This is a genomic window from Methylomagnum sp. (genome assembly GCF_054333355.1).
This window is the reverse complement of the sequence record NZ_JBTEKS010000252.1, coordinates 1-6,510: the sequence shown is the minus strand read 5'-3', so window position 1 is coordinate 6,510 and position 6,510 is coordinate 1. Positions and strand designations below refer to the sequence as shown.

Here is a 6,510-nt window from a genome sequence, read left to right as displayed (position 1 = left end):
GCGGCTTCATGAATCGACTCGCTGGAAGTGATGCACCCAAACCAAATGCTCCTCATCCCAAGTCATTCCGGCGTGCATCTTGAGAATCAGCTCCTTATAGGCCATCAAGCTGGGATAACCCTCGGCCTGGGCGTCGGCTTCCGTCATGTCGCCCAAACGGCGGCGCTCCACCTCGGTCACGGTGAAGGCGACGCCGTCCAGCTCGAAAGTCTCGCCGGGATAGGCATACAGGCCATCGCGGCGCTGCTGGGTTTTCTGGCCGGTTTTGGTGGCTTCGACCAGTCTGGGATGGCGGATAAGGCGGTCGATCTCGCAGGTTTTGGGGGGATATGCGCTCATTTGCTCAACAGTCGGGGGTTTATCAAGGATTGCTTATGATACGGCAAAAGCAGTAGGGCGCGGGGAGGCGGCTGGTTGACAAACCAGAGCCTCGGCGGAACTCCCATGGAATGGGCCGGTTCCAATTGAGGCGGGGCGGGGTGGCGGCGAAAGGACGAAGAAGGAGGCTACCGTGTACAAGCATTCCATGCATGATTCCGGTTGGGTGGCCGCGCTCGCGGGGCTGGGCGCGTTTTTCATGATGTCTGGCGCGGCATTCGGGAGGGAATGCTGGCTGGATATTTACGACAAGGCCGATTTTGCGGGCAGCCGGGTCCATATCGAGGGACCGGCGAACTTACCTAGCCTCAAGGATTTGAACAAGGAGGATTGGAGCAACCGCATCGAGAGCTTAAAGGTCGGGTCCGGGGCGGAAGTGGTGGCATTCAGGAAACCAAACTTCGAGGCAGCGCCGGAAGGCCAGATCAATCATCCGCAAGCCTTCAAAAACTGGGGAGAACAGGAAATCCCCGCCTATCAGGATCAGGAAATCAGCTTCGGTCCCGGCAAGCAGGAGCATCATCTCGGTGAATTGAAGTTCCACCGGAATATCAACTCCATTGTGGTGCGGTGCCGGAAATAGGTTTGTGGGATGGGGGGGAGGCGCACAAGGGATGGCACCGATATTCCGCCTGAGCTTCCGTGCGCCGTAACCTATCATGCCCACATAAATGATGGGTTACGGCGCGGTGGGCTCCTTAATAAACCAATGCCTTTCGGGATGCGCCTCCACCCATCCTACTTGTTATTTCGCCCCCACCACCTGATTCACTTCCACCGCGAAGCCATCCCCATCCTTGGGCGTGACGGGCTGGGTCAAGCCCTGCAAATCGCCCGGCGTGGGCGTGGGCCTGCCGGTCTTGGAAATCCGCGCTCCGATAATCAGCCGGTCGAAGCTGGCGATGCTCATGCCCGGCATCATGGACATGGAATCGTCCAGCGTCACCTCCACCGGCAAATCGCTGGCCTTCTTCCGCACCACCGCCAGCGGCATGGGCGGGCCTTCGGCGGCGCGGGCGAAGATGAACAGCGAGTCATCCGGCGCGGCCTGCGCCTTCACCGCGTCCGAGAGCGTCACTTTCACCCGGATGCTTTTGCCGGGCTGTCCGGCCTGTTCGGCGGCGGTCGCGCGGGGGGCGTCCGGCTCCGTCGGCTTGCCCTGGGCCTGGGCGATGTACTTGCTGATTTGGCGGCTTTCGTCGCTGTCCGGCGCAAACTGGCTTTTGAGCTTTTCCCAGTATTCCACCGCCTTGGCCGTGTCCTTCCGCTGCACAGCGGCAACGCCCGCCATCCACAAGCCGCCCTTGTTGTTGGGGTCTTTGGCGAGGATTTCCTGGATGATTTCGCTGGGCTTACCCTCCACCGAACCCTGGTTGGCATCGACCAGCGCCTCGGCGTACATGGCCTTGATGTCCAGGTTGTCGGGGGCTTGTTTCAGCGCGAATTCATAGGCTTGCACCGCTTTGTCGGCCTGCCCGGTGGATTGCAGCGAACGGCCCAGCAGCACCCAGCCTTCCAGGTCATCCGGCTTTTCCTTCAAGCGCTCCGCCAGCTTCTCGATGCTGGTTCGCACATCGTCCCGCATCTCCTGCTCGGATTCCGCATTCGCGGGCGTCGCCGCCGTGGGAATCTGCCCGGCCAAATCGGGCCGACCCAGCGCGAGGTAAAAGCTGAACGCGAAAATCGGCAGGCTCACCAGGGCGTAAACCACCAGGGTGCGGCCCGTGTCGGGGGATTTGGCCTCATGTTCCCGAGTGGTTTCCAAGTCGCCCAACAGGTTCCGTTCCGACTCCGCCGCCAGCCGCTCCAGGTCTTCCGGCGCGGCGCCTTCCCGCGCCAATTCCTGTTGCCGCTGCTGGTGCAGCAGCAGGTTGAGCTTGGCCCGGCTGAGGGTTTCCGTGCGGTTTTTTCCCAGGAAAACGGGGATGAAAAAGACGTAGCCGACGATGATCAGCGCCACCGCCGCGATCCAGAAAGCGATCATGGGTTTTTATCCTTCGAGATTCTTCTTGAGCCGTTCCAAGCGCTGACGCTCTTCGTCGGTGAGATCGACGCGGTTCGGTAGGTTGCCCCCGCGCCGCTTGCCTTGATTCCACAGGAACGCCCCGCCGCCCAGCAAGATCAGGAACGGCCCGCTCCACAGCAGGATGGTGATGGGCTTGACCGGCGGGCGGTACAGCACGAAGTCGCCGTAGCGGTCGGTGAGGAATGTGACGGCCTCCTCCTCGCTCTTGCCGCCCTGGATGATGCCGTAGACCTCGTCGCGCAAATCCTTGGCGAGATCGGCGTCGGAGTCGGCCAGGGATTGGTTCTGGCAGACCAGGCAGCGCAGTTCGTCGATGAGCCGCTCGTAGCGGGCCTGCTTTTCGGCGCTGTCGAACTGGCGGACTTCCACGGCGCTGGCGGCCAGGGGAAGAGCGAGGAACAGGAATATCAGGGTGCGGATCATGGGGTGGAGCCTTGTAGCTGGCGGATGAGGGGCAGGAGTTTGGTTTCCAGGACTTCCGGGGTGATGGGGCCGGTTTGTTTGTGGCGGATGATGCCTTGCTTATCGACCACGAAGGTTTCCGGCACGCCGTACACGCCCCAGTTGATGCCCACCCGCCCGTCGGCGTCGAAGGCGCTGGCGGTGTAGGGGTTGCCGAAGCGTTGCAGCCAGCCGAGGGCGTCTTCCCGCTCGTCCTTGTAGTTGAGTCCGTAGATGGGCACCGCCTTGGTTTTCGCCAGTTCCACCAACACCGGATGCTCCTCCCGGCAGGACACGCACCAGGACGCCCAGACGTTGAGCAGGTAGACCTGGCCCTTGAGGTCGGCGGGCGCGATGGTTTTGCTGGCGTCGGCCACCTGCGGCAGGGTGAAGGCCGGGGCGGGCTTGCCGATGAAGGGCGAGGGGACTTCGCGGGGATCGAGGGTGAGTCCGATGCCGAGGAAGATCACCATGACTAGGAAGACGGCGAGGGGGATGAGGAAGCGCATGGGGTTTTGTGTGCGAATGTCGTTGATGGAGTAATCGGCGGGTCAGTCTGGTTGGCGTTGGGCTGCCACCTCATCCGGGGCAAGTCCGGCTTTTCGTGCAATCCAGCATCAGGTCAACGGCGCGCCAGTTTTTCTTCCAGCCGACGGCAGCGCTTGGTGGATTCGCGCCACAGGTCCAGCACTGCATCCAGCAATAGGCGGGTGGTCGCGACATCGTGCAGGGCGATGCGGTGAGCTTCGTAGGCTTGCGCGGGGGGCGCTCCCTGTTCGATGGCCCTGAGTTGGGCGGCCATGGCCATGTCCATGCCCAGGATATGGTAGGTCAGCCAAGAGATGATGAACCCCACCAGCCTCTCGGAGATATTCGCTATCTCTTCGCGTTCAGAGGAGTGCGAAAGCATACTCTGGACATCGTAAATGAACGATTTATGTTCCATGCGGTGAATGGACAGGTGCCGCATGTCCAGATGGCCTTGCTCCATCAAGGCCTCCTCCTCGGTGAAGTGCTTGTCCGCATAATCCATCAATTCTTTCAACACTTCGTCTACAGCGTTTTCGTCAGGATTGCCTTGCTCAAAACGCTGAGCCAGTACACCAAGCAGTTCAAAAAGATGTTTGTGTTGGTTGTCAACCAACTCGATTTTGGTTTCAAATTTTTTGGACCAAACAAGCATTTCGATTACCCTGGGCTGATTGGATTCGGCAAATGAATTTTTTTGGATCGGCTCACGCGCTCCGTCTCGCCAACCCCGCCGTTGTGGACGAATCGAAAGCCCGCGCCGTGGCGATACGATAACGCCGATCCAGCGCCGAGCAAATCCCGCCGGTCATCATCAACAGCCCACCCAGCCAAACCCAGCGGATGAATGGCTTGTAATAGACACGCACGCTCCATGCCCCGTTGTCCATGGGTTCACCCAGGGCGACATAGACATCGCGGGTCAGGCCGGGGTCGATGGCGGCTTCGGTCATGGTATTGCGTTGCACCTTGTAGACGCGCTTCTGCGGCTTCAACTCGGCGATTTCCTTCCCGTCCCGGAACAGGTGAAATTCGCCTTGCTTCGCCACGAAGTTCGGGCCTTGGACGCTTTGGACGCCCTTGAATTCCACGGAGTAGTCGGCCAGTTCCACCTTGTCGCCCGGCGCGAGGCGGACGACCTTTTCCTCGCTGTAGCCGTTCGACAGCACCACGCCGACCAGGAACACGGCGATGCCCATATGGGCCAGGGTCATGCCGTACACGCTCATGGATTGCGAGCGCAGACCCACCAGCACGGTGCCGCGCAGCCGTACCCGGTTCCACAGGGTGAAACCGGCGCTACCCACCAGCCAGAAGGCCATGACCAAACCGGCCAGGGTCTTGAGGTCGCTGATTTTCCAGAACACCGCCGCCGACACCACGCCCAGAATCAGACTGCCCAAAGCCAGCCAGCGCACCCGCCGGAACAGCGGACCCAGTTCGGCCTCCCGCCACGCGACCATCGGCCCGATGCCGGCCAGCAGAAAAATCGGCGTCATCAGCGGCGCGAACACGCTGGAAAAATAGGGCGGGCCCACCGAAATCTTGCCCAGCTTCAAGGCGTCCAGCACCAGCGGATACAGCGTTCCCAGCAGGATGCTGGCGGAGGCCGTGACCAGCAGGATGTTGTTGAGCAGCAGCAGGTTTTCCTTGGAAATCAGGCTGTAGCGGGCGGTGTCCCGTACCGTCGGTGCCCGCAGCGCGTACAGCAGCAGTGAGCCACCCACCACGACAGCCAGCAGCCCTAAGATGAACAGGCCGCGCTCTGGGTCGGACGCGAAGGCGTGGACCGAAGTCAGCACGCCCGAACGGACCAGGAAGGTGCCGAGCAGGCTCAGCGAGAAAGCGAAGATGGCGAGTAATACCGTCCAGGCTTTAAAAGCGCCGCGCTTCTCCGTCGAAGCCAGGGAATGCAGCAGCGCCGTCGCCACCAGCCAGGGCATGAACGAGGCGTTCTCCACCGGGTCCCAGAACCACCAGCCGCCCCAGCCCAGTTCGTAATAGGCCCACCAGGAGCCGACGATGATGCCGAAGGTGAGGAATATCCAGGCCACCAAGGTCCAAGGCCGCGACCAGCGCGCCCAGGCCGAATCCAGCGAACCGCCCAACAGCGCGGCGATGGCGAAGCTGAACGCCACCGACAGCCCCACGTAGCCCATGTACAGCATGGGCGGGTGGATGGTCATGCCGAAGTCTTGCAGCAGCGGGTTGAGGTCGTTGCCGTCCACCGGCACCGGCACCAAGCGCTCGAAAGGATTGGAGGTGAGCAGGATGAACAGCAGAATCCCGATGCTCACCAAGCCCAGCACACCCAGCACGCGGGCCAGGAATTCTTCCGAAAGGCTGCGGCTGAAAATGGTCACCGCGCAGGTCCACAGCCCCAAGATCAAGGCCCACAGCAGCATGGAGCCTTCGTGGGCGCCCCAGGTGGCGGAGATGCGGTAGTACAGCGGCAAAGTGCTGTTGGAGTGGGAGGCGACATACATCACCGAGAAATCGTGGGCGATGAAGCTCTCCACCAGACAGGCGAAGGAAATCGCCAGAAACACGAATTGCGCCCGTCCCGCCGCCCGGCCCACGGCCATCCAGGCGGGTACGCCCTGCGCCGCGCCCATGAGCGGAAACACCGCCTGGAGCAGCGCCACCAGGAAAGCCATGATGAGGGCGATATGCCCGAGTTCGGCGGTCATTTCTTGTAGTCTCCGTAGCTGGTGGGCATTTGGCCGGTCTTTTTCAGCGATTCGGCCACTTCCGGCGGCATGTAGTTCTCGTCGTGTTTCGCCAAGACTTCGCTGGCGACGAACACGCCCTGCTCGTTCATCTGGCCGATGGAAATGATGCCCTGGCCCTCCCGGAACAGGTCGGGCAGGATGCCGGAGTACATCACGGGCACCGTGGCCGCGCCATCGGTCACGGTGAAGTGAACGTTCACGCTGTTCGGCTCTCGCTGGACGGTGCCGGTCACCACCAGCCCCCCCACCCGGAATGGGTAGCCTTTGGGCGCCTCGCCCGCCGCGACCTGGGTGGGCGTGTAGAAATACAGGAGATTCTTCTGGAACGCGGTCAGGCCCAGGCCCGCCGCGACGCTGACGCCCAACAGAATCAATCCCACCACGATCATGCGTTTGCGGCGTGGG

8 protein-coding genes are annotated in these 6,510 nt (G+C 61.7%); 1 reads left to right on the top strand and 7 read right to left on the bottom strand.

From position 1 onward, the window contains the following. Nucleotides 1-6: 6 nt before the first annotated feature. Nucleotides 7-339: an ASCH domain-containing protein gene (locus tag ACXWUF_RS16275; protein WP_458495701.1), complete on the bottom strand. Its 333-nt coding sequence runs from the start codon at nucleotides 337-339 to the stop codon at nucleotides 7-9. Between the two features lie 172 nt (nucleotides 340-511). On the opposite strand from ACXWUF_RS16275, the gene ACXWUF_RS16270 reads away from it, so the two are divergent. Further along, nucleotides 512-961: a hypothetical protein gene (locus tag ACXWUF_RS16270; protein ID WP_458495700.1), complete on the top strand. Its 450-nt coding sequence runs from the start codon at nucleotides 512-514 to the stop codon at nucleotides 959-961. Between the two features lie 162 nt (nucleotides 962-1,123). On the opposite strand, the gene ccmI is transcribed toward ACXWUF_RS16270, so the two are convergent. The 6 genes from ccmI to ccmE form a co-directional block, all read right to left on the bottom strand. Then, entirely contained in the window at nucleotides 1,124-2,362 is a 1,239-nt protein-coding gene (ccmI, locus tag ACXWUF_RS16265) for a c-type cytochrome biogenesis protein CcmI (RefSeq protein ID WP_458495699.1), read from the bottom strand. Nucleotides 2,363-2,368: 6 nt separating this feature from the next. After that, nucleotides 2,369-2,827, bottom strand: coding sequence for a cytochrome c-type biogenesis protein (locus ACXWUF_RS16260; protein WP_458495698.1), 459 nt, complete (start codon nucleotides 2,825-2,827; stop codon nucleotides 2,369-2,371). Beyond that, nucleotides 2,824-3,354: a DsbE family thiol:disulfide interchange protein gene (locus tag ACXWUF_RS16255; protein ID WP_458495697.1), complete on the bottom strand. Its 531-nt coding sequence runs from the start codon at nucleotides 3,352-3,354 to the stop codon at nucleotides 2,824-2,826. The genes ACXWUF_RS16260 and ACXWUF_RS16255 overlap by 4 nt, the downstream gene beginning before the upstream one ends. 113 nt (nucleotides 3,355-3,467) lie before the next feature. Next, nucleotides 3,468-4,028 (bottom strand): bacteriohemerythrin, encoded by a 561-nt coding sequence (locus ACXWUF_RS16250; protein WP_458495696.1) that lies wholly within the window; start codon nucleotides 4,026-4,028, stop codon nucleotides 3,468-3,470. Nucleotides 4,029-4,080: 52 nt separating this feature from the next. Then, nucleotides 4,081-6,063: a heme lyase CcmF/NrfE family subunit gene (locus ACXWUF_RS16245; protein ID WP_458495695.1), complete on the bottom strand. Its 1,983-nt coding sequence runs from the start codon at nucleotides 6,061-6,063 to the stop codon at nucleotides 4,081-4,083. Continuing rightward, nucleotides 6,060-6,510, bottom strand: a 451-nt coding sequence (gene ccmE, locus ACXWUF_RS16240) for a cytochrome c maturation protein CcmE (protein ID WP_458495694.1), incomplete at its 5' end; no start/stop codon positions are given. The genes ACXWUF_RS16245 and ccmE, both read right to left, overlap by 4 nt.

What these genes read in the sequence shown, in the direction of transcription:
- ACXWUF_RS16275 (WP_458495701.1), bottom strand. Translation starts at nt 339, where the DNA reads ATGAGCGCATATCCCCCCAAAACCTGCGAGATCGACCGCCTTATCCGC.
- ccmI (WP_458495699.1), bottom strand. Translation starts at nt 2,362, where the DNA reads ATGATCGCTTTCTGGATCGCGGCGGTGGCGCTGATCATCGTCGGCTAC.
- ACXWUF_RS16260 (WP_458495698.1), bottom strand. Translation starts at nt 2,827, where the DNA reads ATGATCCGCACCCTGATATTCCTGTTCCTCGCTCTTCCCCTGGCCGCC.
- ACXWUF_RS16255 (WP_458495697.1), bottom strand. Translation starts at nt 3,354, where the DNA reads ATGCGCTTCCTCATCCCCCTCGCCGTCTTCCTAGTCATGGTGATCTTC.
- ACXWUF_RS16250 (WP_458495696.1), bottom strand. Translation starts at nt 4,028, where the DNA reads ATGCTTGTTTGGTCCAAAAAATTTGAAACCAAAATCGAGTTGGTTGAC.
- ACXWUF_RS16245 (WP_458495695.1), bottom strand. Translation starts at nt 6,063, where the DNA reads ATGACCGCCGAACTCGGGCATATCGCCCTCATCATGGCTTTCCTGGTG.